The sequence below is a fragment of the Massilia phyllosphaerae genome (assembly GCF_034659755.1).
Taxonomy (GTDB): Bacteria; Pseudomonadota; Gammaproteobacteria; order Burkholderiales; family Burkholderiaceae_D; genus Telluria; species Telluria phyllosphaerae.
In genome coordinates this window covers 1,047,458-1,072,810 of sequence record NZ_JAXSQX010000001.1, presented here as the reverse complement: position 1 = coordinate 1,072,810, position 25,353 = coordinate 1,047,458, and the positions used below count along the sequence as shown (strand labels likewise).

The following is a 25,353-nucleotide window of genomic DNA, read 5'->3' as shown; positions in this document are numbered from 1 at the left end:
ATTTTTACAAGGAATTTGGTGCGCAAGTCGCGCAGCCAATTATAATGCGGCAAATGGAAAACCCTACCCAATTCGTCCAGTGGCTGCGCTCGGTCGCGCCGTATATTCATGCGTTCGGCGGCAAGACTTTCGTCGTCGCTTTTCCGGGTGAACTGGTCGCCTCCGGCGATTTGCCGGTGCTCGCGCAAGATCTCTCGCTACTCGTCGGCCTCGGCATCCGCGTGGTGCTGGTACATGGTTCGCGCCCCCAGGTTGCCGAGCAGCTCGCACTGCGTAACGTCGAGGGCCGCTTCCACAACGGCGTGCGCATCACCGACACCGCGGCAATGGAATGCGCCAAGGAAGCCGCCGGCGAACTGCGCCTCGACATCGAGGCCGCGTTCAGCCAGGGTTTGCCGAACACGCCGATGTCGAATGCCCACATCAGCATCGTGTCCGGCAACTTCGTCACCGCACGCCCGCTCGGCGTCATCGACGGCGTCGACCACGAACTGACCGGCGTCACGCGCAAGGTCGCGGCCGACAAGATCGCCCCGATCCTGCAGACCGAGGACAACATTGTGCTGCTGTCGCCGCTGGGCTTCTCCCCGACCGGCGAACTGTTCAACCTGACCATGGAAGACGTGGCGGTGTCTGCCGCGATCGCCCTGCACGCCGAAAAGCTGATCTTCATCACCGAGACGCCGCTGATGAAGGACGCCGCCGGCGAGGATATCCGGGAACTGTCGTCGCACCAGGCCGAAGCCGTGCTGCAAGCCGGCTTCCTGCCATCCGACGCGTCCTACTACCTGCAACACGCGATCAAGGCCTGCAACAGCGGCGTCGACCGCGCCCACATCCTGCCTTTCGAAATGGATGGCTCGACCCTGCTCGAACTGTTCACCCACGACGGCGTGGGCACCATGATCAGCCACGAGAACCTGGAAAGCCTGCGCATTGCCTCAATTGAGGACGTCGGCGGAATTATCAAGCTCATCGAACCGCTGGAAGCCGACGGCACGCTGGTCAAGCGCGGCCGCGAGCTGATCGAGCGCGAGATCGAGCAGTTTTCCGTGATCGAGCACGACGGGGTGATCTTCGGCTGCGCGGCGCTGTACCCGTTCCCGGATTCGAAGATGGCCGAAATGGCATGTCTGACCATCAGCCCGGAGGCCCAGGCCCAGGGCGACGGCGAGCGCATCCTCAAGCACATGGAAAACCGCGCCAAGGCGGCCGGCATGACCAAGCTGTTCGTGCTGACCACACGCACCTCGCACTGGTTCAAGAAGCGTGGCTTCGTGCCGGCGACCGTGGACGATTTGCCGAAGGACCGGGCGCATATGTACAACTGGCAGCGGCGGTCGCAGATTCTGATCAAGACGCTGTAAGCAGCACCGTTACTGCGAAATTAAGTGATCGTCATTCCCGCTTTCGCGGGAATGACAGATGATCGGTAGGTTTTCCGCGCCCCATTTATAATCACGCTTTCAGATACCAACCAGGAGCACAAAAAATGGCCCGCACCGTCCACTGCATCAAACTGAACAAGGAAGCCGAAGGCCTCGATATGCTGCCTTACCCGGGCGAACTGGGCAAGCGCATCTATGAAAGCGTGTCGAAGGAAGCCTGGCAGGCCTGGCTGAAGCACCAGACCATGCTGATCAACGAAAACCGCCTGAACATGGCCGACGCCCGCGCGCGCAAGTACCTGGCGGTCCAGATGGAAAAGCATTTCTTCGGCGAAGGCGCCGATGCCGCCGCCGGCTATGTGCCACCGGCTGCCTGATCAGATATAGCACGCAAAAAAAGGGAGCCTCGGCTCCCTTTTTTCATGGCGCCGTTGCACCCATCACATCTGCTTGCACTGGCGCAGCTCGCAGCGCGCCATGAAGACCTTGCCGTTATCGCACTGCATCCGGTAGACCTCGGCCGGTCCCGGCTCGGTGATCAGCCCGGCGCCCTTGCCGCCGCTGCAGCCTTGCTGGCGCGCCATGCGCTCGACCGTGGCCGAGGACACGCCGATGCGGAACGGGACTTTTTCGATGGGCACACCGCCCGCATCGGCCAGGCCGGCCGGTGATGGCGTCGGCGCCAGTTCCGGCGCATCGGGCGCCTGCGGCCCGGGCTTGCCATGAAACGCCGAGCAGCCGCCCAGCAGTACCGATCCCACCAGCATCGCAGCGAATAGCGGTTTCATGGCGGCGTCTCCAGCTTAGAAGCTCAGGGTCTTGACGCCTTCGCCGGTGCCCAGCAGGCAGACGTCGGCGCCGCGGCGGGCGAACAGGCCGACGGCGATCACGCCGACGATCTGGTTGATCTCGGACTCGAGCGCGGCCGGATCGGTGATCGACAGGCCGGCCACGTCGAGCAGGTGGCCGCCGTTGTCGGTGACGAAGGGTTCAGTGCTGCCCGGTTTGGTGCGCAGGCGCGGCTGGCCACCCAGCTCGGTCAGGCGGCGCGCCACGGCGGCGCGCGCCATCGGCACCACTTCCACCGGCAGCGGGAAGGTGCCCAGGGTTTGCACCAGCTTGGAACCGTCGGCGATGCACACGAACTGCTTCGCGACCGAGGCCACGATTTTTTCGCGCGTCAGAGCCGCGCCGCCACCCTTGATCATGGCGCCGCCGGCGTCGATCTCGTCGGCACCGTCGACGTAGACCGAAATCGAGTCGACGTCATTCAGGTCGTAGACCGCGACGCCGTGGCCGCGCAGGCGCGCCGCGGTGGCTTCCGACGAGGCGACGGCGCCCTTGATGCGGTCCTTGATCTTGCCGAGTTCGTCGATGAAGAAGTTGGCGGTCGAGCCGGTGCCGACGCCGATGATTTCGCCGTCGACAACGTAATCGATGGCGGTGCGGGCGACTGCCTGCTTGAGTTCGTCCTGGGTCATGATGTTGGTAGGAGTAAAAGAATGCCGCCATTTTAACGGATCGTGGGCGGTGAGCGGACAATCGCCAGCGGCGCGCTCTGTTTACTTCGGAGAATTTACACTTCTACAATGCTAGTTGAATCGACACGCTGCCACATCGACATCACGCCATGCACCGACCCTGCCTCGCCTTCTTGCTCTTCCTTGCCGCCACCTGCGCCGCAGCCGCCGATTTTCCGCTCGACGTCCCGCCCGGCCCCTACCCCGTCGGCTTCCACGTCAGGCAGCAGTTCGACCGTGCCCGCGTCTACGAGCACGCCCGCGATCCGGTCACCGCGCAGAATGCGGACAGCGAACGCGCACGCCCGCTGCAGACCCTGATCTGGTATCCGGCGGCGGGTGCCGGGACGAGCAAGGGCGCGCCGATGCGCTACCGCGACTACGTCACGACCATCGCCAGCGAAGAGGACTTCCAGCGCACGCCGGCCCAGGTGCGCCGCGCCACCGAGCTGCTGGTCGATGCGCGTACCCGCGGCAGCGACGGCGACGGCGCGCGCATCGAGCGCGACCTGCGCCAGCCGGTGCGCGCCCTGCGCGACGCGCCCGAACGGCCCGGCAGCTATCCGGTCGTGATCTACGCGCCCGGCAACGGCGCCTACGGCATCGACAACGCCGACCTGTGCGAGTACCTGGCAAGCCAGGGCTATATCGTGCTCGCCAGCGCCTCGCTGGGTCCGCGCTCGCACAAGATGACGGCCGACCTCGAAGGCGCCGAGGCGCAGGCGGCGGATGTCAGCTTTTTAGCGGGCTACGCCGGTACCCTGGCGCAGGCCGATACGCGACGCGTCGCCGTCATTGGCCATGGCTGGGGCGCACTGGCGAGCGTGCTTGCGGCCGCGCGCGACGACCGCATCCGCGCGCTGGTCAGCCTGGACGGCGCCCTGCGCGCCACCTTCGACTACCTGAACGGCGGTCCGCGCGCCGCGCGCTACGTGACGCCGGAACGTCTTGGCATCCCGCTGCTGTACATCAGCCGTCTGCAAAGCGCGGAACCGGGCGAACAGGACGACCTCGGCGCCGGCGCCGGCCTGCTGGCGCGCCTGCGCTACGCCGACGTCTACCTGGCGACCATGGATTCGGCCAGCCACGTCGATTTTTCGTCGTGGTCCTTGCGCATGGCCCCGGATGCCGGCCTGAAAGGACGCACGCGCGCCCAGGCCGCGCAAGCCTACGCTGCCACCGCCCTCGTCATCGGACGCTTCCTGGACGCCCGCCTGAAGGACGACACCGCGGCACAAGGCGCGCTGGACGCCGACCTGGCCAGCGGTCGCACGCCACCCGGCATGCTGTCCTTCGCGCTGCGCCGCGCGGCCGGCCCGGCGCCGACCATGGACACCCTGCTCGACCAGCTCGGCAAGCAAGGCTTCGCGCGCATCGACGACCTGTACGACCAGTTGCATGCGCAAAATCCCGAGCTCTCGCTCGACGCGCTGCAGATCCGCGACTGGGGCTTCAAGCTGCTGCGCGCCGATCGCGCGGTGGACGCCGTGCGGGTGTTCGGCCTCGGCTTGCACCTGTATCCGGAGCGCTTCGATTTCCTGTACGACGGCATCGGCCAGGCCTGCGAGGCCGCCGGCCGGCGCGAGGAGGCGATTGCGCATTACCGGCATGCGCTGGCACTGGAGCCGGAGCAGGCGCATGCGCGCGCGAGGTTGGCGGCGCTGGGCGTCGCGTTGCCATGAACCGCAATCGGAAACTTCAGTAAGACCAATTCAAACTCACCGACCCATTGCGCGGCGGCGCATAAAAACTCTGGCTCCAGTACAGGCTCGCCAGATGCCGCTTGTCGGTGACGTTGTTCAGGTTCGCCGTCAGCTTCAGGTGCGGATTGATCTCGTACTGCGCCATCAGCCCGACCGTCGCATACGCGCCCTGCCGGATCACCGCCGCCGCGTCGTCGAGGTGGATCCTCGACTGCCAGTTGACGCTGGCACCCACCTTCAGCGCCGGCAGCGTGTCGAAGCGGTAGGTGGTCGAGCTGCGCAAGGTACGGCGCGGCACGTAGGTGCGCACGTCCTCGCCGTCCTGGCCCGCCATCGACATCGCCGCCCAGCCGATGCTGGCCTGCCAGTTGCGGGCCAGCTGCCCCGTCAACTCCACTTCCACGCCCTTCGACTGCGCATCAACGCCCGCGTAGTACGCGTCGATGCCGTTCAGGTAGCCCTCCAGCTGGGCGGTATGGCTTTGCCTGGTCTTGAAGATGGCACCGGACAGGTTGGCCTTGCCGCCGAACAGTTCGCTCTTCAGGCCGAGCTCGTAGGTCTTGCCCTCGATCGGCGCCAGGGTCTGGCGGCCGGCGTCGATTTCGCTCTGCGGATTGAAGATGGAGGTATAGCTGGCATAGGCCGCCACGTCGCGGTTGATGTCGTACACCAGGCCGGCGTAGGGCGTGGTTTTGGTGGCCGAGCGGCGGCTGTCGACGCCGAAGCTGTTGCCGGCGGTGTCGACGCCGACGACGTTGGCCCCGGTCAGCAGTTTCCAGTCGTCGGCCAGGTTCCAGCGCACCGCCGCATAGGCATTCTTGCGTTTGTCAGTGTAGCCGCCGGCATTTCTCGTGGGGCCGTAGGCCGGCAACGGGTAGCTGCCGTCGACCGCCGTATTGCCCGGCAAATCGGTGCCTACACCCGCCGCAGTCGCCTGGTTTTCGTGAATCTTTGATTGCGACCACGCCGCGCCGACGCTGAGATCATGGCGCCGGCCGGCGAGGTCGAAGTTGCCGGCCACCGACAGGTCGGCCAGCGTCTGCTTGAAGGTGTAGTCGTAATAGGTCGGGTAGCTGGTCAGGCCCAGGCCGGTTGCGCGGTCTTGGTTGCCCGACACGAAGAACAGCCGCGACACGGTCGGCGCCCGGTTGTAGGTGAGGGTCGCCTTGCTGGTCCAGCCGTTGGCGAAGCGGTGGGTCCACTCGCCGAACGTGCTGTTGACCGAGACGTTCTGGTAGGCCCAGGCGGGCGCCGTGCTGGCCGAGGTGGCGTACCGGGTCGGGCTGCCGTCTGTGTAATACAGCGGCAGCGCGCCATACATGCTGCCGTCCGCATTGCTTCGCTGGAAGCTGTAGCCGGCCGTCACCTTGTCGTTGGCGCCGAGCTTGCCTGCGACGATCACCGACGCCACCGTCCGCGTCAACTGGTAACGGTCTAGATAGCCGTTCTCGCCCTGGTCGCGCGCCAGCACGACGCGCGCCGCCCAGTCGTCGGACAGCGGCACCGAGACATCGGCGTCTAGGCGCTTGTGACCCCACGTCCCGTAGGTCACCCCGGCCGATGCGGCCAGCTTGTTGCCGGGGCGCTTGCGTAGAAAGTTGACGGTAGCCGACGGATTACCGGTCGAGGACAGCAAGCCGTTGGCGCCGCGCACGACGTCGACCTGGTCGTACAAGGCCGTGTCCAGGCTGCCGGTGACGTTGCCGAACACGAAGGGCACGCCGACGCCGTCGTACTGGAAATTGGTGATGTCGAAGCCGCGCGCCGTGTAATACATGCGGTCCGTCTCCACCGTCTCCACCGTCACGCCCGGCGTACTGGCGAGCATGTCGTTGACCGAATTCAGCTTGAAATCGTCCATCTTCTGGCGCGTGACCACTGACACCGATTGCGGCGTTTCGCGCAGCGACAGGTCAAGCCGGGTAGCCGAACTGCTATCGCCGACCGTATAGCCGTCCTGCGCGGCTGCCCCGGTGATGGTGACGACCTGCACGGCAGGCTGTTGCTGGTCGTCCGGTGCCGCGGCCAGCGCAGGGCCGGCGCAGGCGAGCGCGCAGGCCAGTGCCAGCGGATGCAGGCGGGTGGGCGGCATGGGAAAAACGGACGGACTTGGCATCGGACACTCCTGTCTTTAAATGAGAATAATAATCGTTCTCATTATAGGCAGGAATGGACAGTTAGGCTACATGCTGTCAGGCATGTTTTGTAAATCGATGCAAAGAAAGAAGGAGAACTTGACGTAACACGCGGCCACTTGAAGAACTCATGTAATAAAAAACCTCGTTTTCGCGAAAGAGAAAACGAGGTTCATGGACGCCTTGTCTGGCCGGCAGTGCGTCAGGTCACTGCGCTCCCGCCGCGCTCACGCGCCACACGGTATTGCCCACGTCATCCGCTACCAGCAGCGCCCCGCTGCTGTCCAGCGCCAGCCCCACCGGCCGGCCCTTGGCATGGCCGCCGGTGAGGAAACCGGTCACGACGTCGATCGGCTTCCCGGCCGGCTTGCCGTTCTGGAAAGGCACGAACACGACCTTGTAGCCGCTCGGCGGATCGCGGTCCCAGGAGCCGTGCTCGCCGACGAAGGCGCCTTCGCGCATGTTGGCCGGCAGCGGGCTGTCCGGGCGGTTGAAGACCAGGCCCAGCGAGGCCACGTGCGAACCGAGCGCATAGTCGGGCACCAGCGCCCTGGCGACCAGGTCGGGGCGCTGCGGCTGCACGCGCGGGTCGACGTGCTGGCCGTAGTAGCTGTACGGCCAGCCGTAGAAGCCGCCGTCGCGCACCGAGGTCAGGTAGTCCGGCACCAGGTCGGGACCGATCTCGTCGCGCTCGTTGACGACCACCCACATCGCCTTGCTGGACGGCTCCCACTGCATCGAGTTCGGGTTGCGCAGGCCGCTGGCGAACACGCGGAAGGCGCCGCTGGCACGGTCCACTTCGAGGATGGCGGCGCGATTCATCTCCGCTTCCATGCCGTTTTCCGTGATGTTGCTGTTCGAGCCGACACCCACGTACAGCTTGCTGCCATCGGGGCTGGCCAGCAGGCTCTTGGTCCAGTGGTGATTTAGCTTGCCGTCCGCGCCCGGCAGGTCCAGGATCTTGGTGCCCGGGGCACTGATCTTGGTGTCACCCTCGTTGTAGGGATAGCGCATCAGCGCATCGGCGTTCGCCACGTACAGCTCGTTGCCGACCAGCGCCACCCCGAACGGCGATTTCAGGTTGTCGAGGAATACCGTCTGCTGCGCCGGCGCGCCACCGGCGGCGGGACGCACCAGCGTGATGCGGTTGCCGGCTTTCGCCGCCGAGCCGCCGTAGGCCTGGATCGGTCCCATGATGAGATCCTTGGGCCGCATCGCGGGCTGGCTGGGACCGTTCGATTCGACGACCAGGATGTCGCCGTTCGGCAGGGGATAGACGACGCGCGGGTGCATCAGGCCGGTGGCCAGCGCGCTGATCTTCAGCGTGGCCGGCACCACCGGCGTCTCGCCCTGCTTCCAGGAGCCGGCCGGCGCCACCTTCATCGGCGGCAGCAGGTAGTTCTTGGCGGCCGGCAGGTCCGGGCCGTTGCCGTATTGCGAAGCCTGGCGCACCGGGTCGCCCTTGTCGCAGGCGGCCAGCGCGCAGGCCGCTGCGATCAGCAGCACGCTGCTCTTGAGTACGGGGTGGATCATCACAGGACTCCGGTAGGGTTGGGGTGTTGCACGGGCTCGACCAGGTAGGGGCGCGGCCAGCCGAGCCAGGTCGCCAGCAGCATCAGCACCACGACGATGACCGACAGCGTCAGGCCTTGCGGCACCACGGCCACGTAACCGTCGCGGCTGTGCACGAAAGCGTTGACGATGGCCAGTGCCAGCGCCACCGCGCTGGCCAGCACATGCAGCTTGGCGTAGCGCAGCGTGCGCACGTGGCGGTGGCTGACCCAGGTGAGCAGGCCGGCGATGGCGGCGAAGGCGGCCACGATGCAGCCGGCCGTCAGCAGCCAGACCGAAAAGGTCTCCCACAGATAATTGGCACTGCGCCAGTAAGCGATGTCGGTGAGCAGCGTACCGACGAAACAGACGGCGGGAAATTGCACCAGCGTGGCATACACCGGTTGGCTGCCCAGCCCCAGGCGCGGCGCGTCGAGGATGGTGGTGTGGGCGGGCTTATGCATGGCTTGCCCCCGCCAGGTCGTGGATAATCTTAGACATGTCTTGTCCGTTATGAATGTCAAAAGGACATTCATACTAGTGCGCTGGGCTGGACCGTCTCTGTCTTTGATTTCACTTAGTACGAAACGCCTGCCGGTTTTACTCAGTGTTAGGCTGCGTTACATACGGTTACATTGGGGTCTTAATTATTTGGCGCACGGCAGACTTGCCACTGGCGCCCTCCCCTGTCGCCCTGCTGGATCTGGTGCACCATCACGCTGCCGTCGCCCTGGGCTGCGAGGCAAAAGCGCCCGTCATAGGCCAGCGGCATGTTCCTGCCCTTCGCCGGCCGCGTCTCGATGTGCACGTAATACATCTTGCCCGGCGCCAGCGGCGCCGCCTGGGTATGCGGCAGCGAGGCGACACGGCCGCCATACGGCACGCACATGGCGCCACTCAGCGGAAAGCTGCGCCCGGCGGGCAAGCTCATGCGCCACAGCGGGCGTACCCCGTCGGACACCGTCAGCGCGCGGAACTCGGGCGTGCCCAGGCGCTCCTCGCGCGCGCCGATCGTGAAGCAGGGACCACCACGCGGCCCCTCGCGCACCTCGGCCTCGCCGGTGCGCGCAGCCGACGACGGCTTCAACGCAACCAGCGCCGTCAAGGCTAATAGGGTGCCGGGGATCATCATGCGGGTGTTCATAATTGCCTCAAGGAAAATTACCTACAAGGCAAAATGCTACGGGCGCGCAGAGGGCGACCTTTGACAATAAACAATCAGGCGGATCGAAGCCGGGAACGGACGAGCCTGCGTGCCGGGCCGTGCGGCGGATTGGCAACGTCGTCTGAAAGGCGGCGCAGCCAGTGGCGCAATATTCACTTGCTCTTATTGCAACTTGGTACATACACTCGTACCGCAACGCGCATCCAATCCAACGCTTGATACCTCAACATGCCGATCGACCGCTCACATATGGTTGCTACTGCCGCAGTCGCTGCCACGGTCTTGTTCGGCCATTTGTCCTGGCTGGCGCTGAATGGTGCTTTCGAGAATCCCGAGCCGACGCTGTTTCAACGGCTCGAGACCCTATGGACCTGCCTGTATTGGAGTGTGCCCGCGTGTATCGTCGGCATGCTCGCGTCGCGCCAGGCGATCCGCACGGCGGCAAGCGCCAATTTTTTCGCCGCTTTGATCTCGGTCGCGTGGGGCTACCCGCGCTTCACGCCCGAGGGCGCGCTGCTGCCCGAGCCGCCCATGACGCTGTTCTGGATGGCGCTGGAGACCGTGGTCGGCATTCCCTGCGCGGTGCTGCTGGCGTGGCTGGTTGCCGCGCCATCCACCAAGCCCGGCCTGCGAAAGACAGCACTGGCGCTCATGATCCTGCCGCTCGCCGCCTGGCTTGCCTGGACACCATCGCCGAACGCGACTCACATGGCGCTGCTGGCGCAATGGTCGCCCGAACGTGCGGCCGCTCAGGCCGCTAAGGACATTCAAACGGGCTCGATCAAGATTTACCTGCACGGATCCTTTACCGCGCATGAGGTCGGCGTCGAAAGATCACAGGCATCGCTGATTGCCGGCCTGCCGCGCGAGGACGCAGGCGTCGGCTGCGTCATCCCCTACATGGATGTATTCGAAGCGCAAAAAGACTATGCGACCCGTTACAACAAGGCGATTGTCGCCTACTTGAGCGGCAAGAAATAAGATGGTGTCGCCACCGAATAAAGTCCGCCACAAAAAGGAAATTCGACTCGCATTGGCTAGGCTGAGCGGGTATGTCCGCTTCGGGTCGGTTCCGGACTGTCGTGACCGTTGGTGACTTTTCCTCGACGACAACCTGCTATGCTGAGCCGAACGGCCGGGTTCGGCCAGAAGCGGCCATTCATCTTTCACGCCACTCTTTAGGATTTCAATGCCAAGTTTTTCGTCGCATAAGTTCAGCGTTGCTGTTCTGATGTCCGGCCTGGCGATTTACGGCCAAGCGCAGGAGGTAGATTCTCGTTGGCAGCTACGTGTGACGGATCTCAGCCGCAGAGTTAGGGTAGAAGCCACCGTACGATTTCTTGGAAAGGCAGCTACCGAGTCGTGCATAAGCGGGAAATGGAAGCGCGTTGTTGTCGAGGCACAGACTGTCCGCGATGAGAAGTTCTTTCCATTAGCTGAGCGTTTAGCTTACGAACTAGAAAATAGTGAACTCACACTTGGCAGAACGACTGTTTGTGACGACTACTTGTTTTTGTCTGGGAAATCTAAAGGGCCAATGATCCAGGGAACTTACAAAGGGGTGAGCATCGGGACAAGCCAAAAGCTGGGCTACTTCAGTTTGACCAAGATGCCCTGAGATCGACGTTTGGTCCGGCTTGGGTCGTTAGCAGACGCTGCAATAGGTCTACAGTCCGCCAGGAGCGGTCATAGACGGTCGAGTAGCCCGTACGACTGAAAGAGATGAGAAGATGACTATATCGAGTGTCAGGTTCTATTTTTGCCCAAACTCCCCTCGACGGGAAAAATCGCTATCGTCCAGACTATGGGGCTTTGCGGAATGGTTTGAATACCGCCTTAAACCGATCCGTGAGGAGCTGCGAGGCCCGGAAGTCAAAGGCGTCAATATCGTAAATTTCTTTCTTTACTAGAACCCTGCCAGGATGCTCAGCCAAAATGTCTGGTGGCAACGTGGAAATACGTTCGAATACGACACCTTGTACGATCTTGCAGCCCTATCAAGGATGCACCGTCTAAAAGGCATTGAACAGTTAATGGCCTGGGCGGCGCCAATTGCAATGGTGGCACCTAGGCCTCAAGTCGTGGCCGTTGGCCGAGCGATGAGCGTGCCACTCTCGGCGGTAGAAAAAGAGGAAATTCTGCCGTACCTGCAGTGGCCCCGTGGAAACATCAAGCGCAAGAAAAGTTATCACTAGCTTAGGGAATGTCCGTAAAGGGTAGGTTCCTGCCTGTAATAACAGCCCATGATCTTTGCGGCCCGGCAACATGCTATGCTGGGTCAAACAGCCGAGCTCGGCCAGAAGAGGTCGCCCGACAAATGACGGTCTCACGAACTAAAGATGAGTCAGGACTCCATGCGCCTCATTCGCCGCTTTATCGTCGTCACGGCATGTGCCATGCTGGCGCTGCTGCTGGCACTGCCCTTGATTCTGTATTGGAAGGGCTTGAATGACATCGATGGGCGCCCGCCTAAACCGCAACAGCTTGCCTCCATAGAGCAACAGGCTCTCGTCTGGCGGCGAGCAGGTGGCCAAGGAAAACGCAATATTGAACCCTTAAATCCGTATTCGTACATAGTGCGTATCTTCTCGGATTCGGCCTGCCTGGCACGGCCCGAAGAACGCTTAGCTTGGTCGTTTGCGTCCACCTACCTTCGCGAGCATCGACGACATGCGGGAGTGAGCGCATGGCATCTGTCTGGAGCTGCGCTGACGATCTGGCTGACGCGCAACTGGACGACGGAAGAGATTCTTTCCGCTGCAGCCGCCTCCGGTTGGTTTGCGAAGGACCGTCCCCGCAAGTGCTAACCATAACGCCTCGGACAACGCCGACGTGCACGTCGCGCAAAAGCGTACGTTGTAGATTGCCTCTGCTCGCGTAACGTTACTGCAATGGAGATACAGTAAATCTAACCATCAAGTCAGTGTTCCTTACCGCGTCGATGCTTGGATTCGCCGCCGTTATTGGGGCAAGCTGTGGCGAACTTTATTGTTCATTCATAGATAGCCAGCTCGCCAACCGCCGTGCCGGTCCCTTCGGCAAGTTCGCCGGATCGCCCGGATCGGCGCGGAACCCGCCCAGTACCCGCTCATATAAATCCAGACTGTGCGCATAGCGGCGCTGGCGCATCACGCGCGGCTTGTGCATGGTCTTCAGTGCGAAATAATCGGCCAGCAGGTCGCCTTGCGCTTCCATGTTGTAGTCGGCCAGGGTGGCATCGTCGCGCAGGTCGTAGTGGTAGGGAAGACCGATGCGGAAGGCACCGCGCAGCTTGACCGGATAGCCGAGCTGGTGCTGCCAGACGTGCACCATCTCGTGCATGAACCAGTGGATGGTGAGCGGGTCGCCCGCGGTGTAGTCGGGCAGGAAGCAGGAATGGTGGAAGTAGATGCTGCCGTTCGGCGTCATCGCGCAGTTCCTGGGCTGCAGGCCGAGCGGCAGGTAGGGCCGGTTGTGAACGCGCACCCTGCCGTAGTCGATGGCGTCGCCGAACAGCAGCGACGCCATGGCGATTTCGCCTGGCGTGAGGCCACGCGCCAGGCGTTTCATGAGTTACTCAGGCTGCGCGCAGCGCCGCGGCCGAACGCGCCAGCTCGGTGATCAGGTCCCAGTCGCCGGCCTTCATCGCGTCCGCCGGGGTCAGCCAGGAGCCGCCCACGCAGGCCACGTTCTTGAGGGCCAGGAACTGCGGCGCGGTCTCGATCGAGATGCCGCCGGTCGGGCAGAAGGTCACGTCCGGCAGCGGGCCGCCGATCGCCTTCAGCATGCCGACACCGCCCGCCGGCACCGCCGGGAACAGCTTCAGCTGCTTGAAGCCGGCTTCGCGGGCGACCATCACTTCGGACGGGGTCATGCAGCCCGGCAGCAGCGGCAGGCCGCTCGACTTGGCGGCGTCGATCAGGGCCGGGGTCAGGCCCGGCGACACGCCGAACACCGCGCCGGCGTCGCGCGCCTGGGCGAATTCTTCCGGCTGGGTGAGCGTGCCGACGCCGACGATGGCGCCTTCGATCTGCGCCATGTCGCGGATCGCCTGCAGGCCGTGCTTCGTGCGCAGCGTCACTTCCAGCACGCGGATACCGCCCGCGACCAGGGCCTTGGCCAGCGGCACGGCGTGGTCCGGGTCGTCGATCGCGATGACCGGGATCACGCTCGCCGAGCGCATGATGTCAAGCAGGTTCATATTCGTACTCATTCAGGTCTCACTTGTTTTTACGGAACAGGAAATCTTCATCGGAACCCGGCATGATCTCGCCGGTGTCGGTGCCTTCGTGCAGGGGAACGACGGTATCGCGCAGCGACGGCAGCGGGAAGTGGGCGGCGCCCTCTTCCGCGGCGCTGACCGACTTGCGGAACACGTCGAACAGTTCGCGGCCCATGCCGATGTGGCTCGAGCTCAGGTCGGCGGTCGCCATCTTGCGCGACGCCCAGATATCATCGGGCACCAGCGCTTCCAGCGTGCCCTGGGTAGCATCGACACGGATGATATCACCATCGCGCACCAGGCCGAGCGGACCGCCGGCCAGGATTTCCGGCGACACGTGGATCGCGGCCGGCACCTTGCCCGACGCGCCCGACATGCGTCCATCGGTGACCATCGCCACGTGGTAGCCGGCGTCCTGCAGGTTCGCCAGCGCCGGGGTCAGCGCGTGCAGTTCCGGCATGCCGTTGGCGCGGGGGCCCTGGAAGCGGATCACGGCGACGAAGTCGCGGTTCAGCTGGCCGGCCTGGTAGGCGTGCATGAAGTCTTCCTGCGAATCGAAGGTCAGGGCCGGCGCTTCGACGATGTGGTGTTCCTTCTTGACCGCCGAGATCTTCATCACGGCGCGGCCCAGGTTGCCCTGCACCAGGATCAGGCCGCCGTTGTCGCTGAACGGGTTGGTGTACTTGCGCAGCACCGCCTCGTCGCCGCTTTGTTCCGGCAGGTCTTTCCAGACCACGTTATCGTTCTCGTCCAGGAACGGTTCCTTGCAGTGGTTGCGCAAGCCGTGGCCGAGGATGGTGTTGACGTCGTCGTGGGCGAAGCCGCCGTCCAGCAGTTCGCGGATGACGAAGGCCGGGCCGCCGGCGGCCTGGAAGTGGTTGACGTCGGCATCGCCGTTCGGATACACGCGCGCCAGCAGTGGCACCACTTTCGACAGCTCGTCGAAGTCGTTCCAGTCGACCACGATGCCGGCTGCGCGCGCGATGGCGATCAGGTGCATCGTGTGGTTGGTCGAGCCGCCGGTCGCGTGCAGCGAGGCGATGGCGTTGACGATCGATTTCTCGTCGACGATATGGCCGATCGGCATGTAGTTGCCGCCCTGCTGCGAAATCTTGACCGCATGCTGGGCCGCGGCGCGGGTCAGCGCATCGCGCAGCGGGGTGCCCGGCGTGATGAAGGCGGCGTTCGGCAGGTGCAGGCCCATCATTTCCATCAGCATCTGGTTGCTGTTGGCGGTGCCGTAGAAGGTACAGGTGCCGGCGCTGTGGTAAGCCTGGGCTTCGCCCTCGAGCAGTTCCTCGCGCGTGGCCAGGCCCTTCGCGTAGCGCTGGCGCACCGCGGCCTTTTCCTTGTTCGAGATACCGGTCGTCATCGGGCCGCCCGGCACGAAGATGCCCGGGATGTGGCCGAAGTGCAGCGCGCCGATCAGCAGGCCCGGCACGATCTTGTCGCAGATGCCGAGGTACAGGCTGGCGTCGAACATGTTGTGCGACAGCGCGATCGCGGTCGACATGGCGATGGTGTCGCGCGAGAACAGCGACAGTTCCATGCCCGGCTGGCCCTGGGTGACGCCGTCGCACATGGCGGGCACGCCGCCGGCGAACTGGGCCACCGCGCCGATCTCGCGCACGGCTTCCTTGATCACTTTCGGGAAATACTCGAACGGCTGGTGCGCCGAGAGCATGTCGTTGTAAGACGAAACGATGGCCACCGACGGCTGCTTCTGTTCGCGCAGCTTGAGCTTGTCGTTGGCCGGGAAGGCGGCGAAACCGTGGGCCAGGTTCGTGCACGCCAGCGTACCGCGCTGCACGCCTTTCACGCGCGCCGCGTCAAGGTGGGCGAGGTAGGCCCGGCGCGACGGACGGCTGCGCTCGATGATGCGCTGGGTCACCTTCTCTACTACGGGATGCACCATGATCGTTCCTTATGAATTAGATTTATGAAATTTTACTACAAAATAGGATTGGGCGCATGCCGGGGCCGAATTTTGAAGTGCCGTGATGTCGGCGTTCCGCGTGGACGGGAGACCCGTCCACCCTACAGCTGAGCCAGCTCGACGTCGCCGCGTTTCAGTAGGGTGGACGGCTCTGCCGTCCACGCGCTCCAGCAGCTCCGGTGCCAACTCATCGCCAAGAAATGACCGCTGAGCAGCGCTTTTATGTAGTGAATTTACGCCCGTTTCCTGTATTATTCGATAACCTGCACAAAATGACATCATACCGTCCATCACCATGCGCCAACCACCCTTGACCAGCTCCACCGCCTACCAGGCGCTCACCAACCACGCCGCCAAGGCCAAAGACTGGCAGATGCGCGATCTGTTCGCTGCCGATCCGCAACGCTTCGAGCGGCTGTCCACGGAAGCCGCCGGGCTGTTCCTAGACTATTCAAAAAACCGTCTGGACGGGCGCACGCTTGAACTGCTGAAAGCGCTGGCGCAGGAGCGCGGCGTCGAGCGCCTGCGCGATGCCATGTTCAACGGCGACAAGATCAACCTGACCGAAAACCGTGCGGTCCTGCACACCGCCCTGCGCGCCCCGCGCGACAAACAGATCAGCGTCGATGGCCAGGATGTCAGCAAGGATGTGCACGACGTGCTGGCGCGCGTAAAAACCTTCAGCGACGCCGTCCGCAGCGGCGATTGGAAAGGCCATACCGGCAAGGAAATCACCGACGTCATCAACGTCGGCATCGGCGGTTCCGACCTGGGTCCGAAGATGGTGTGCCTGGCGCTGCGCCAGTTCGCCCATCCGCGGCTGACCATGCATTTCGTGTCCAACGTCGACGGTCACGACATGGACGCCGCGCTGTCGCGCGTGAATCCGGAAACTACCCTGTTCATCATCGCCTCGAAGACCTTCACCACGGCCGAGACCATGATGAACGCGAACACGGCGCGCGCCTGGTTCCTGCAGCATGCCCCTGAAGAGGCGCTGGCCAAGCATTTCGTAGCGGTGTCGACCAACGTCGAGGCCATCAAGACTTTCGGCATCGATCCGCAGAACATGTTCCCGTTCTGGGACTGGGTCGGCGGCCGCTACTCGGTATGGTCGGCGATCGGTTTGCCGGTTGCGCTGTGCGTCGGCTTCGGCTACTTCAGCGACTTCCTGGCCGGCGCCCACGCCATGGACGAGCATTTCCGCAGCGCCCCGATCGAGCAGAACCTGCCGATGATCCTGGGCCTGGTCGGCTTCTGGAACCGCGCATTCCTGGACTGCGGCTCGGTCTCGATCGCGCCCTACCACCAGGACCTGAACCGCTTCCCGGCCTACCTGCAGCAGCTCGACATGGAAAGCAACGGCAAGCGCGTCACGCGCGCCGGCGACGCCATCGACTACGCGACCGGCCCGGTGATCTGGGGCGACGTCGGCACCAACGGCCAGCACGCCTACTTCCAGCTGCTGCACCAGGGCACCGACGTCACGCCGATGGATTTCATCGCCGCGCTGCGCCCGGCCCACGAGTTCCACAACCACCACGCGGCCCTGCTGGCCAACTGCTTCGCCCAGTCGGAAGCCTTCATGAAGGGCAAGACGATCGACGAGGTGCGCCAGGACCTGCAAGGTCTCGCAGTTGCACTGGATACGGCCGAGATCGAACGCCTGGCGCCGCATAAAACCTTCCCGGGCAACCGTCCGAGCAACACCATCCTGATGGAATACCTGACCCCGGCCACGCTGGGCGCGCTGATTGCGCTGTACGAGCACAAGGTGTTCGTGCAGGGTGCGCTGTGGGACGTGAACAGCTTCGACCAGTGGGGCGTCGAGCTGGGCAAGGTGCTGGCCAAGAAGATCGAGGCCGAACTGACGGGCGAGGCCCAGCCGGCCGGCCACGACAGCTCGACCAATGGCCTGATCGCGCGCGCCAAGGCCGCCGTTTGATAATGTACTGAGAATTCATACGCGCTATATGAAGACCGAAAAAATCACGATCGTGCACGACACGCCGATGCAGGTCGGCGAATCCCCGGTATGGCATGCGGTGGAATCCGCGCTGTACTGGGTCGACATCGATGGCCGCACCGTGCACCGCCTGCACCCGGCCAGCGGCAAGCATTCGGCCTGGCAGATGCAGACCGAACCCTCGGCCCTCGCGGTCGACCTCGACAACAACCTGGTGGTGGCCACCCGTGCCGGCTTCGTCTACCTGGACACCACCAGCGGCGAAATCGAAGACTTGGTGCCGGCACCCTACGACACTAACAAGGTGCGCTTCAACGACGGCCGCGTCGACCCGGCGGGCCGCTTCTGGGTCGGCACCATGTACGAGCCGCGCGACCAGGCGCTGGCCGAGATGTACGTGCTGGACAAGGGCGCGCTGCGCCAGGCCTGGGCGGGCGGCATGACCAACTCCAACGGCCTGGCCTGGAGCCCGGACGGCCGCACCATGTACCACGCCGACACCACCACCCACCGCGTCGACTGCTACGACTACGACGTGGACAGCGGCACCCAGTCGAACAAGCGCAACCTGGTCACCTTCGAGGCCGACAAGACCTCGGGCACCTACGGCGGCCGTCCGGACGGCGCCGCGATGGACAGCGAAGGCAACTACTGGGTCGCGATGTACGAAGGCGGCCGCCTGCTCAGGCTGTCGCCGAGCGGCGAGCTGCTGCAGCAGATCGACCTGCCGCTGCGCTGCCCGACGGCGGTCTGCTTCGGCGGCCCGGACCTGCGCACGCTGTTCGTGACCAGCGCCAGCAAGGGCCGCTCGAACGACGAGCTGGCGCAGTACCCCCACAGCGGCAAGGTGCTGGCGTTCGCGGTCGACGTGCCGGGTATCGAACAGCCGGAATACCGCGGCTGAAGTCAGCCCCCGCCGCCCTGCGGCGGGTAATCGGTGTAGCCGCGCGCGCCGCCGCCGAAATAGCTGGACGGATCCCCACCGTTCAGCGCCACCCCGGACCGTAGCCGCAGCGGCAGGTCCGGGTTGGCAATGAAGGGCCGCCCGAAGCCGACCAGGTCGGCCCATCCCCTGCCGATGGCGTCCTCGGCCCGCGCGCGGTCGTAGTGACCCGCATAGATCATCGCCCCGCCATACACCATTCTCAACGCTTCCTTGAACGCGGCCGGCATCGGCGGCGCATCGTCCCAGTCGGCTTCCGCGATGTGCAGGTAGGCCACTCCGATCCGGTCCAACATGCGCGCCGCGGCCAGGTAAGTGGCTTGCGGCGTGGCGTCTGACGTGCCCTGTTGGGTGGTCAGCGGCGAGAAGCGCACGCCGGTGCGCGCCGGGCCGGCGACGGCCGCCACCGCACGCGCGACCTCGTCCAGGAAGCGCAGCCGGTTGGCCAGCGAGCCGCCGTAGCGGTCCGAGCGCAGGTTGGTGCCGCCATCGATGAACTGGTGGATCAGGTAACCGTTCGCCGCATGCAGCTCGACGCCGTCGAATCCCGCGGCCATTGCATTGCCGGCCGCGCGCGCGAACGCGGCGACGATCTCCTCCACCTCGCCGGTCGCCAGCGCACGCGGCGCCGAATGCTGGACCTTCTGGCCGGCCGCGGCGTCCGCGCCCAGGCCGTGCGGATCGATGAACACCTGCACCCCGTCCGCCACCAGCGCCGAGGGCGCGACCGGCGCCGCGCCGCTCGGCTGCAGCGTGACATGGGACAGCCGCCCGACGTGCCACAGCTGCGCGAAGATGCGCCCACCGGCCGCGTGCACGGCTTCGGTGACCCCGCGCCAGCCAGCCACCTGCGCCGGCGTATGCAGGCCCGGCGTCCACGCGTAGCCCTGCCCCTGCGGGCTGACCTGGATGCCTTCGGTGACGATCAAGCCGGCCGAGGCGCGCTGGGCATAGTAGTCGGCCATCGTGCGGGTCGGCACCTCCCCGGCGGCGGCGCGCGCCCGCGTCATCGGCGGCATCACCACGCGGTTCGGCAGCTGCAGGCCCCCGAGCGTGAACGGATCGAACAGTCCGGCGCTCATCGTGCACCCTCCTGGCCGGCCAGTGCCGTGGACGTGTTCACCAGCGGCGCGATGTCGATCGCCGCGGCCATGGCGCGGTAGCCGGCGTCGCCCGGGTGCAGGTGGTCGCCCGAATCATATTCTGGACGCAGGCGGCGTGGATGGGCGGGGTCGCGCAGCGCGGCATCGAAGTCGACCACCGCCTCGAAGATGCCGGCGCCGCGGATCCAGTCGTTCAGGCGCACGCGCAGCCGCTCCTTGGCGGGACTGTAGTGGCCGGCGTAGGGCGTGCCTTCGAGCGCGCCTTCGAAGGGCGGCAGGGTACCGACGGTCATGCGCACGCCCCTGGCGTGGGCCGCGGCCAGCAGCTGGCGGTAGCCGGCGGCCAGTTCCTCGAGCGTGACCTGGCTTTCTGCCGGTGCGAACGGGCTGCCGGGCCAGCCGATGTCGTTGATGCCCAGCAGGACGATGACGTCGGTGACGCCGGGCTGGCCCAGCACGTCCTCCCGGAAGCGCGCCAGGGCGCTCTGCCCCATGCCGTCGCGCAGCAGGCGCGCGCCCGAGATGCCGGCATTCGCCACGCCGATCCCGTGGGGCTGCAGCCGCTCGGCCAGCACGTCCGGCCAGCGGCGGTCAGTGTCGGGGGTCGAGCCGTTGCCGTCGGTGATCGAATCCCCGAGCGCCACCACCGTGCTTGCGGTGCCGGCCGCCTCGACCAGCACGGCCGCCGTGAACAGGCGCCCGCCGATGCGTTCGCCCTCGGCGGCGGCCGGCGCCGCACGCGTGTCGCCCGCTTCGATCGCGAGCGTCTGCTGGGCGCCCCAGTGAAAGCTCGTCACCGGCGTCGGGGCCGGCAGGTAGCTGGTCACCTCCAGCCGCGCCAGCGGCGGCACTGCCAGCGCGACCGGATCGCTGGTGACATCCGCACCGGGCGCGATCGACACCGCCGCCTGTCCACTAAAGGTAAGCGGCAGCGCCGCCCTGGCGCCATTTGCCAGGGCCACCCGCACGCCGCCGACCCGCAGCGGCTGGCGTCCATAGCGGTTCGACAGCACGATCCGGATGCGCTGCCCACCGGCGCTCACGCGCAGGCGCTCGCGCACCGATTGCCGCCCGAGACTGGCGGGCACGTTCATGGGCAGGGCAAACCCGCTGTCCCAGCCGGGCTGCGGCGCCGCGTACCAGGTTGTGATCCAGCGCGCCGGGCCGGCTGCCGGCGCGGCCGCGAGCGCATCCTGTCCCAGCACCAGCGCCAGCCCGAGCGCGGCGATCGCATTTTTATGTGAAGTCATGGTTTCCTCCTTGTCAGAAGGTGGCCACGATAGGCCATTCAAAATACGGCAGGAAGCCGCTAGAATCGAACATCACTCATTCCAATTCAGAATGGCCCCACGATGGACACGCTACGCGCCATGCAGGTTTTCGTACGCACGCTCGAACTCGGCAGCCTGACGGCGGCCGCGCGCGAATTCGGCATGACCCAGCCGACCGTCAGCAAACTGCTGTCCCAGCTCGAGCGGCAACTGGGCGTGCGCCTGTTCGAACGCAGCACGCGCGGCTTGGCGCCGACCGAGCAGGGGCAGCGCTTCCATGTCGACGCCAGGCTGGTGCTGGAGCAGTACGATGCCGCCATCGGCGCAGTGCAAGGGATGAACGGCCAGCCGGCCGGGCAGTTGCGCATCAACGCGCCGGTAGCGCTCGGCCAGTACCGCATCAATGCCATGGTGCAGCGCTTCCTGGCCGCGCATCCGGGCATCGACATCGAACTGATCCTGAACGACCGCTTCGCCGACCTGGTCGAGGAAGGCGTCGACGTCGCCTTCCGGCTCGGCGGCACGTTGCCGCCGGACGCCGTCGGGCGCCACCTGGCCACGGTCGAGCGCTTCCTGGTGGCCTCACCCGACTACTGCGCCCGGCGCGGGATGCCCGCCCTGCCCGCCGACCTCAGCACCCACGATATCGTCCGCTTTGCCTGGACGCCCGGTAACAACATCGACATGTTGCGTGGCGAAGAACGGGTGCGGCTCGCGGTCGGCGGGCGCTTCCGCGCCAACAATGCGCTGGCGATACGCGAGGCGCTGGCGCTGGGCAGCGGCATCGGCATCTGCCCCGACTGGCTGGTGCGCGACCTGCTGGAGGGCGGCGCGCTGGTGCGGGTCTTGCCCGAGTGGTCGGCGTCGTCCCAGGAACTGCATCTGTTGACGCCATCGCGCCGCTATCAACCCTTGCGCACCAGGATGTTTATCGATTTCGCGGTGTCCGAGTTCGCTGCCCTGCCGGGCTTCGGCGGCGTCGGCAAGCGCTAGGGCTAGCTATTCAAGTTCCACATATCAGCTAGTGAGGTATAAGCATTGTTTGTTTATCCCCCTGTGACAAAATTGCGCTAACGAATTGTCCAGCATGCCCAGCCATGGCTGCCGAGACGATCACAACCACAGGAGACAAGCAATGCTGACTAGCACGACAGGGGCCGCCGCGTCCGCACAGCCGGTGGCGCGACGCTGGTACAAACAACTCTGGGTCCAGGTGCTGATCGCGATGGCGCTCGGTATCCTCATCGGCCACTTCTTCCCCGAGGCGGGCACCAAGCTGCAGCCGCTCGGCGACGGCTTCATCAAGCTGATCCGCATGCTGATCGCGCCGATCATCTTTTGCACCGTGGTGCTCGGCATCGCCAAGATGGACGACATGTCGCGCGTCGGCCGCGTCGCCGTCAAGGGCCTGATCTACTTCGAAGTCATGACCACCGTTGCGCTGGTCGTGGGCCTGGTCGTGGTCAATTTGTGGCAGCCCGGCGCCGGCATGAACGTGAATGCCTCCAACCTGGATACCGCGTCGGTGTCGAAGTATGTGGCGCAGAGCCACGAGACCGGCATGGTGCCGTTCATCATGAACATCATCCCGAACACCTTCGTCGGCTCGCTGTCAGAAGGCCATATCCTGCAAGTGCTCCTGATCTCGGTACTGACCGGTTGTGCGCTGATGCGTTTCGGCGCCGTCGGCAAGCCGGTCATCGAGCTGCTGGACATCGTATCGAAGGTGTTCTTCGGCATGGTCGGTATCGTCATGTGGGCGGCGCCGATCGGCGCCTTTGGCGCGATCGCCTTCACTGTCGGCAAATACGGCGCCGGCGCCCTGCTCTCGCTCGGCAACCTGCTGGTGTGCTTCTACGTTACCTGCCTGATCTTCATCTTCGCCGTGCTCGGCCCGGTGTCGCGCCTGTGCGGCTTCAGCCTGTTCAAGCTGATGCGCTACCTGCGCGACGAAATTCTGGTCTGCCTGGCCACGACCTCGTCGGAGAGCGTGCTGCCGCGCATGCTGATCAAGATGGAGCAGCTCGGCTGCAAGCCGAGCGTGGTCGGCCTGATCATCCCGACCGGCTATTCGTTCAACCTGGACGGCACCTGCCTGTACCTGGCCAGCGTGACCATCTTCCTGGCCCAGGCCACCAACACCCCGCTCGACCTGACCCAGCAGATCGTGCTGCTCGGCGTCCTGCTGCTGACTTCCAAGGGTGCAGCGGGCGTGGCCGGCGCCGCCTTCGTGGTGCTGGCCGCGACCCTGTCGACGGTGGGCTCGATCCCGGTGGCCAGCGTGGCGCTGATCCTCGGTGTGCACCGCCTGCTGTCCGAAGGCCTGACGCCGACCAACCTGATCGGCAACGCGGTGGCGACCATCGTCATCTCGAAATGGGAAAAGGCGCTCGACACCGAGCAGATGCACCGCGTCCTCAACCGCGAATAACAGCCACCCGGCAGTGCCCGAGGCGGCCTCACGAACGCCGCCTCTCATAAAAATACCAGGAGACATCATGGGCAGCCCCATCCACAAGGCCGCAGGGCAGGCTGTTGCCTGCGCATTCCTTTTCGGCGCCGTTTGCAGCGCCGCCGGCGCCGCCGACGTGCAACTCTACGGCCTGATCGGCAGCTACGCCGGCAGCATCAAGCGCAGCGACAGCATCGAGCGCGCCACCGTCGTCGGCTCCGGCGGCCTGACCACGTCGTGGTGGGGCATCCGCGGCAGCGAAGACCTGGGCGACGGCACCAAAGCGATCTTCCAGCTCGAGCAGTTCTTCCAGCCCGACACCGGCGGCGCCGGCCGCAGCGCGGCCGACCCGGGCGGCTTTTCGCGCAGCGGCTGGGTCGGCATCGCCGGCCGCTACGGCCAGCTGACCGTCGGCCGCCATACCTCGCCCTACTACATCTCGATGCAGATGGTGAATCCGTTCGGCGCCTCGGTCGTGTTCTCGCCGCTGGTGGTGCAGAGCTATGTGGCCTCGTTCAGCAATACCGTGATCGGCGATACCGTCTGGAACAACGTGATCCAGTACGTCGCCCCGACCATCGGCGGCCTCAGCACGACCATCGTCTACGCGCCGGGCGAAGTCGCGGGCAATGCCAGCGTCAACAACGCCGGCATCCACCTGCGCTACACCCGGGGCAAGCTGAGCGCCGTGCTGTCGGCGCAGCGCGTGCGCACCGCAGCGGTGGCGCCCTCCACCGGCCAGCAAGCCTGGCTGGCGGGCGTCGCCTACGATGCCGGCTGGGCCAGGCTGTACGCATCGGCCCAGGCCACCGACAACGCGGTCACCGACGTCCGCTCGCGCACCTGGCAGCTGGGCAGCGCGGTGCCGGTCACCAAGACCGGTTCGATCCTGGTGTCGTGGGCGCGAACCACGGTCGACAACCCGGCGCTGCGCGTGGGCGACCACGACACCGCCGGCCTGGGCTACGACTATTACCTGTCGCGCCGCACCGACGTCTATGCCACTTACCTGTACGACCACATCGACGGCAAGGTCAAGGGCAACAGCTACGCCGTCGGTATCCGCCACACCTTCTAGGGTGCAAGATAGCTGTCGATATGCTTGCGGCGCGCTTCGTACAGCGGCATGATTTCGCTCTCGAACATTGCCACCGCGCGCGTGGCCAGACGCGACATCGGATGCTGGTTGCCGGTGGCGATCGCCATGCGGCTATGGATGCCGGGATCGCTGATGCGGGTGCAGCGGAAGCGCCGCTGCCTGGGATCGGCGTCGATCGCGTTCAGCGGCAGCACCGCATGGCCGCAGCCCTCCTCGACCAGGTCCAGCAAGGCCGGCACCGCGTCGATTTCGAGGGCGATGTTGAGCTGGATGCCGCACTCGGCCGCATGCATCTCGACCAGCGTGCGGATCGCGTGCAGGCGCCCGGGAATGATCAGGGGATAGGCCGGCAAATCCTTCAGGCGGATCTCGGCCGGCACGGCCGCGTCGGCCCGGCTGATCAGGAACATCTCTTCGGTAAACAGGATGCGCTTGTCCACCAGCGGGGTCTCGCCGATGTCGTACAGGATCGCGGCATCGATGCGGCCCATCGCCAGCCACTCCGCCAGGTAGGTCGACAAGCCGTCCGATACCGTGATGTTCGCCTGCGGGAACTGCTTCTGGAAGCTGCGCACCAGCGCCAGCGTCGCGAAGCGCGCCACGCTCGGCGCCAGGCCGATCCTGAAGTGGCCGTCGAGCGTACCCTGCAGGTTCTTCAACGCGTCTTTCGCCACGTCGACCTGGTGCAGGATGCCCTTGCTGTGCTCCAGCAAGACCTTGCCCGCTTCCGTCAGCACCACGCCGCGCCCATTGCGGCGCAGCAGGTTCTGGCGCAGGTCGACCTCGAGCTGGCGCACCAGCCGGCTCAGGGCCGGCTGCGGCTTGCCCAGGATCGCCGATGCGCGCGTAAAACTGCTCAGTTCGGCGACGTGGACGAAAGCTTCGAGCTGATCAAGATTCATGGTTGGGTTATGCAGAAA

The 25,353-nt window shown here is 65.2% G+C and carries 23 protein-coding genes; 11 read left to right on the top strand and 12 right to left on the bottom strand.

Features of this window, described 5'->3' with window-relative positions; all coding sequences use genetic code 11:
* Positions 1-53: 53 nt before the first annotated feature.
* On the top strand, positions 54-1,367 hold the full coding sequence (argA, locus tag U1H99_RS04730; RefSeq protein ID WP_323140588.1) for an amino-acid N-acetyltransferase: 1,314 nt from the start codon (positions 54-56) through the stop codon (positions 1,365-1,367).
* A gap of 125 nt (positions 1,368-1,492) precedes the next feature.
* Complete coding sequence (locus tag U1H99_RS04725; RefSeq protein WP_323140587.1) at positions 1,493-1,765, top strand: oxidative damage protection protein; 273 nt, start codon at positions 1,493-1,495, stop codon at positions 1,763-1,765.
* A 63-nt stretch (positions 1,766-1,828) separates the two neighbouring features.
* Here the strand turns inward: U1H99_RS04725 and U1H99_RS04720 are convergent, their stop codons facing one another.
* Both U1H99_RS04720 and rpiA read right to left on the bottom strand, forming a co-directional pair.
* Positions 1,829-2,176, bottom strand: coding sequence for a hypothetical protein (locus tag U1H99_RS04720; protein ID WP_323140586.1), 348 nt, complete (start codon positions 2,174-2,176; stop codon positions 1,829-1,831).
* A gap of 15 nt (positions 2,177-2,191) precedes the next feature.
* The gene (gene rpiA / locus U1H99_RS04715; RefSeq protein WP_323140585.1) at positions 2,192-2,869 is read right to left on the bottom strand and encodes a ribose-5-phosphate isomerase RpiA; all 678 of its coding nucleotides are present in this window, start codon (positions 2,867-2,869) and stop codon (positions 2,192-2,194) included.
* 149 nt (positions 2,870-3,018) lie between these two features.
* Here rpiA and U1H99_RS04710 point away from each other — a divergent pair, with 149 nt between their 5' ends.
* Positions 3,019-4,590 carry a hypothetical protein gene (locus tag U1H99_RS04710; protein WP_323140584.1) on the top strand — a complete coding sequence of 524 codons (1,572 nt, stop codon included), beginning with the start codon at positions 3,019-3,021 and terminating at the stop codon, positions 4,588-4,590.
* A gap of 16 nt (positions 4,591-4,606) precedes the next feature.
* Here U1H99_RS04710 and U1H99_RS04705 read toward each other — a convergent pair whose 3' ends face one another.
* The 4 genes from U1H99_RS04705 to U1H99_RS04690 form a co-directional block, all read right to left on the bottom strand.
* On the bottom strand, positions 4,607-6,703 hold the full coding sequence (locus tag U1H99_RS04705) for a TonB-dependent siderophore receptor (protein WP_323140583.1): 2,097 nt from the start codon (positions 6,701-6,703) through the stop codon (positions 4,607-4,609).
* A gap of 250 nt (positions 6,704-6,953) precedes the next feature.
* Positions 6,954-8,279 carry a PQQ-dependent sugar dehydrogenase gene (locus U1H99_RS04700; RefSeq protein WP_323140582.1) on the bottom strand — a complete coding sequence of 442 codons (1,326 nt, stop codon included), beginning with the start codon at positions 8,277-8,279 and terminating at the stop codon, positions 6,954-6,956.
* A complete protein-coding gene (locus U1H99_RS04695) occupies positions 8,279-8,761 on the bottom strand; it encodes a DUF2231 domain-containing protein (protein ID WP_323140581.1) in 483 nt (160 codons plus the stop codon). Before U1H99_RS04695 ends, U1H99_RS04700 begins: the two co-directional genes overlap by 1 nt.
* A gap of 179 nt (positions 8,762-8,940) precedes the next feature.
* Positions 8,941-9,441 (bottom strand): hypothetical protein, encoded by a 501-nt coding sequence (locus U1H99_RS04690; RefSeq protein ID WP_323140580.1) that lies wholly within the window; start codon positions 9,439-9,441, stop codon positions 8,941-8,943.
* Positions 9,442-9,690: 249 nt separating this feature from the next.
* Between U1H99_RS04690 and U1H99_RS04685 the strand changes: the two genes are divergently transcribed.
* The 3 genes from U1H99_RS04685 (at position 9,691) to U1H99_RS04675 (ending at position 12,269) form a co-directional block, all read left to right on the top strand.
* A complete protein-coding gene (locus U1H99_RS04685; RefSeq protein WP_323140579.1) occupies positions 9,691-10,443 on the top strand; it encodes a hypothetical protein in 753 nt (250 codons plus the stop codon).
* 208 nt (positions 10,444-10,651) lie between these two features.
* On the top strand, positions 10,652-11,080 hold the full coding sequence (locus tag U1H99_RS04680) for a hypothetical protein (protein WP_323140578.1): 429 nt from the start codon (positions 10,652-10,654) through the stop codon (positions 11,078-11,080).
* Between the two features lie 721 nt (positions 11,081-11,801).
* Positions 11,802-12,269, top strand: a complete 468-nt coding sequence (locus U1H99_RS04675) for a hypothetical protein (RefSeq protein WP_323140577.1) — start codon at positions 11,802-11,804, stop codon at positions 12,267-12,269.
* A gap of 178 nt (positions 12,270-12,447) precedes the next feature.
* Here U1H99_RS04675 and U1H99_RS04670 read toward each other — a convergent pair whose 3' ends face one another.
* The 3 genes from U1H99_RS04670 to edd are packed head-to-tail and all read right to left on the bottom strand — an operon-like array spanning position 12,448 to position 15,581.
* On the bottom strand, positions 12,448-13,011 hold the full coding sequence (locus U1H99_RS04670) for a Rhs element Vgr protein (RefSeq protein WP_323140576.1): 564 nt from the start codon (positions 13,009-13,011) through the stop codon (positions 12,448-12,450).
* Positions 13,012-13,018: 7 nt separating this feature from the next.
* Positions 13,019-13,642, bottom strand: coding sequence for a bifunctional 4-hydroxy-2-oxoglutarate aldolase/2-dehydro-3-deoxy-phosphogluconate aldolase (eda, locus tag U1H99_RS04665; RefSeq protein WP_323140575.1), 624 nt, complete (start codon positions 13,640-13,642; stop codon positions 13,019-13,021).
* 19 nt (positions 13,643-13,661) lie between these two features.
* Complete coding sequence (gene edd, locus U1H99_RS04660) at positions 13,662-15,581, bottom strand: phosphogluconate dehydratase (RefSeq protein WP_323141212.1); 1,920 nt, start codon at positions 15,579-15,581, stop codon at positions 13,662-13,664.
* 313 nt (positions 15,582-15,894) lie between these two features.
* Here edd and pgi point away from each other — a divergent pair, with 313 nt between their 5' ends.
* A complete protein-coding gene (gene pgi, locus U1H99_RS04655; RefSeq protein WP_323140574.1) occupies positions 15,895-17,544 on the top strand; it encodes a glucose-6-phosphate isomerase in 1,650 nt (549 codons plus the stop codon).
* A 28-nt stretch (positions 17,545-17,572) separates the two neighbouring features.
* Positions 17,573-18,469 (top strand): SMP-30/gluconolactonase/LRE family protein, encoded by an 897-nt coding sequence (locus U1H99_RS04650; RefSeq protein WP_323140573.1) that lies wholly within the window; start codon positions 17,573-17,575, stop codon positions 18,467-18,469.
* Between the two features lie 2 nt (positions 18,470-18,471).
* On the opposite strand, the gene U1H99_RS04645 is transcribed toward U1H99_RS04650, so the two are convergent.
* Positions 18,472-19,590 (bottom strand): alkene reductase, encoded by a 1,119-nt coding sequence (locus tag U1H99_RS04645; protein WP_323140572.1) that lies wholly within the window; start codon positions 19,588-19,590, stop codon positions 18,472-18,474.
* Entirely contained in the window at positions 19,587-20,861 is a 1,275-nt protein-coding gene (locus U1H99_RS04640; RefSeq protein ID WP_323140571.1) for an SGNH/GDSL hydrolase family protein, read from the bottom strand. The genes U1H99_RS04645 and U1H99_RS04640 overlap by 4 nt, the downstream gene beginning before the upstream one ends.
* Before the next feature lie 120 nt (positions 20,862-20,981).
* Here U1H99_RS04640 and U1H99_RS04635 point away from each other — a divergent pair, with 120 nt between their 5' ends.
* The 3 genes from U1H99_RS04635 (at position 20,982) to U1H99_RS04625 (ending at position 24,412) form a co-directional block, all read left to right on the top strand.
* Positions 20,982-21,875, top strand: coding sequence for a LysR family transcriptional regulator (locus U1H99_RS04635; protein WP_323140570.1), 894 nt, complete (start codon positions 20,982-20,984; stop codon positions 21,873-21,875).
* A gap of 142 nt (positions 21,876-22,017) precedes the next feature.
* The gene (gene dctA / locus U1H99_RS04630; RefSeq protein WP_323140569.1) at positions 22,018-23,313 is read left to right on the top strand and encodes a C4-dicarboxylate transporter DctA; all 1,296 of its coding nucleotides are present in this window, start codon (positions 22,018-22,020) and stop codon (positions 23,311-23,313) included.
* 67 nt (positions 23,314-23,380) lie between these two features.
* On the top strand, positions 23,381-24,412 hold the full coding sequence (locus U1H99_RS04625) for a porin (protein WP_323140568.1): 1,032 nt from the start codon (positions 23,381-23,383) through the stop codon (positions 24,410-24,412).
* On the opposite strand, the gene U1H99_RS04620 is transcribed toward U1H99_RS04625, so the two are convergent.
* Complete coding sequence (locus tag U1H99_RS04620; protein WP_323140567.1) at positions 24,409-25,335, bottom strand: LysR substrate-binding domain-containing protein; 927 nt, start codon at positions 25,333-25,335, stop codon at positions 24,409-24,411. The genes U1H99_RS04625 and U1H99_RS04620 overlap by 4 nt on opposite strands.
* Positions 25,336-25,353 lie beyond the last annotated feature (18 nt).

What these genes read in the sequence shown, in the direction of transcription:
- argA (WP_323140588.1), top strand. Translation starts at nt 54, where the DNA reads ATGGAAAACCCTACCCAATTCGTCCAGTGGCTGCGCTCGGTCGCGCCG.
- U1H99_RS04725 (WP_323140587.1), top strand. Translation starts at nt 1,493, where the DNA reads ATGGCCCGCACCGTCCACTGCATCAAACTGAACAAGGAAGCCGAAGGC.
- U1H99_RS04720 (WP_323140586.1), bottom strand. Translation starts at nt 2,176, where the DNA reads ATGAAACCGCTATTCGCTGCGATGCTGGTGGGATCGGTACTGCTGGGC.
- rpiA (WP_323140585.1), bottom strand. Translation starts at nt 2,869, where the DNA reads ATGACCCAGGACGAACTCAAGCAGGCAGTCGCCCGCACCGCCATCGAT.
- U1H99_RS04710 (WP_323140584.1), top strand. Translation starts at nt 3,019, where the DNA reads ATGCACCGACCCTGCCTCGCCTTCTTGCTCTTCCTTGCCGCCACCTGC.
- U1H99_RS04705 (WP_323140583.1), bottom strand. Translation starts at nt 6,703, where the DNA reads ATGCCGCCCACCCGCCTGCATCCGCTGGCACTGGCCTGCGCGCTCGCC.
- U1H99_RS04700 (WP_323140582.1), bottom strand. Translation starts at nt 8,279, where the DNA reads ATGATCCACCCCGTACTCAAGAGCAGCGTGCTGCTGATCGCAGCGGCC.
- U1H99_RS04695 (WP_323140581.1), bottom strand. Translation starts at nt 8,761, where the DNA reads ATGCATAAGCCCGCCCACACCACCATCCTCGACGCGCCGCGCCTGGGG.
- U1H99_RS04690 (WP_323140580.1), bottom strand. Translation starts at nt 9,441, where the DNA reads ATGAACACCCGCATGATGATCCCCGGCACCCTATTAGCCTTGACGGCG.
- U1H99_RS04685 (WP_323140579.1), top strand. Translation starts at nt 9,691, where the DNA reads ATGCCGATCGACCGCTCACATATGGTTGCTACTGCCGCAGTCGCTGCC.
- U1H99_RS04680 (WP_323140578.1), top strand. Translation starts at nt 10,652, where the DNA reads ATGCCAAGTTTTTCGTCGCATAAGTTCAGCGTTGCTGTTCTGATGTCC.
- U1H99_RS04675 (WP_323140577.1), top strand. Translation starts at nt 11,802, where the DNA reads ATGAGTCAGGACTCCATGCGCCTCATTCGCCGCTTTATCGTCGTCACG.
- U1H99_RS04670 (WP_323140576.1), bottom strand. Translation starts at nt 13,011, where the DNA reads ATGAAACGCCTGGCGCGTGGCCTCACGCCAGGCGAAATCGCCATGGCG.
- eda (WP_323140575.1), bottom strand. Translation starts at nt 13,642, where the DNA reads ATGAACCTGCTTGACATCATGCGCTCGGCGAGCGTGATCCCGGTCATC.
- pgi (WP_323140574.1), top strand. Translation starts at nt 15,895, where the DNA reads ATGCGCCAACCACCCTTGACCAGCTCCACCGCCTACCAGGCGCTCACC.
- U1H99_RS04650 (WP_323140573.1), top strand. Translation starts at nt 17,573, where the DNA reads ATGAAGACCGAAAAAATCACGATCGTGCACGACACGCCGATGCAGGTC.
- U1H99_RS04645 (WP_323140572.1), bottom strand. Translation starts at nt 19,590, where the DNA reads ATGAGCGCCGGACTGTTCGATCCGTTCACGCTCGGGGGCCTGCAGCTG.
- U1H99_RS04640 (WP_323140571.1), bottom strand. Translation starts at nt 20,861, where the DNA reads ATGACTTCACATAAAAATGCGATCGCCGCGCTCGGGCTGGCGCTGGTG.
- U1H99_RS04635 (WP_323140570.1), top strand. Translation starts at nt 20,982, where the DNA reads ATGCAGGTTTTCGTACGCACGCTCGAACTCGGCAGCCTGACGGCGGCC.
- dctA (WP_323140569.1), top strand. Translation starts at nt 22,018, where the DNA reads ATGCTGACTAGCACGACAGGGGCCGCCGCGTCCGCACAGCCGGTGGCG.
- U1H99_RS04625 (WP_323140568.1), top strand. Translation starts at nt 23,381, where the DNA reads ATGGGCAGCCCCATCCACAAGGCCGCAGGGCAGGCTGTTGCCTGCGCA.
- U1H99_RS04620 (WP_323140567.1), bottom strand. Translation starts at nt 25,335, where the DNA reads ATGAATCTTGATCAGCTCGAAGCTTTCGTCCACGTCGCCGAACTGAGC.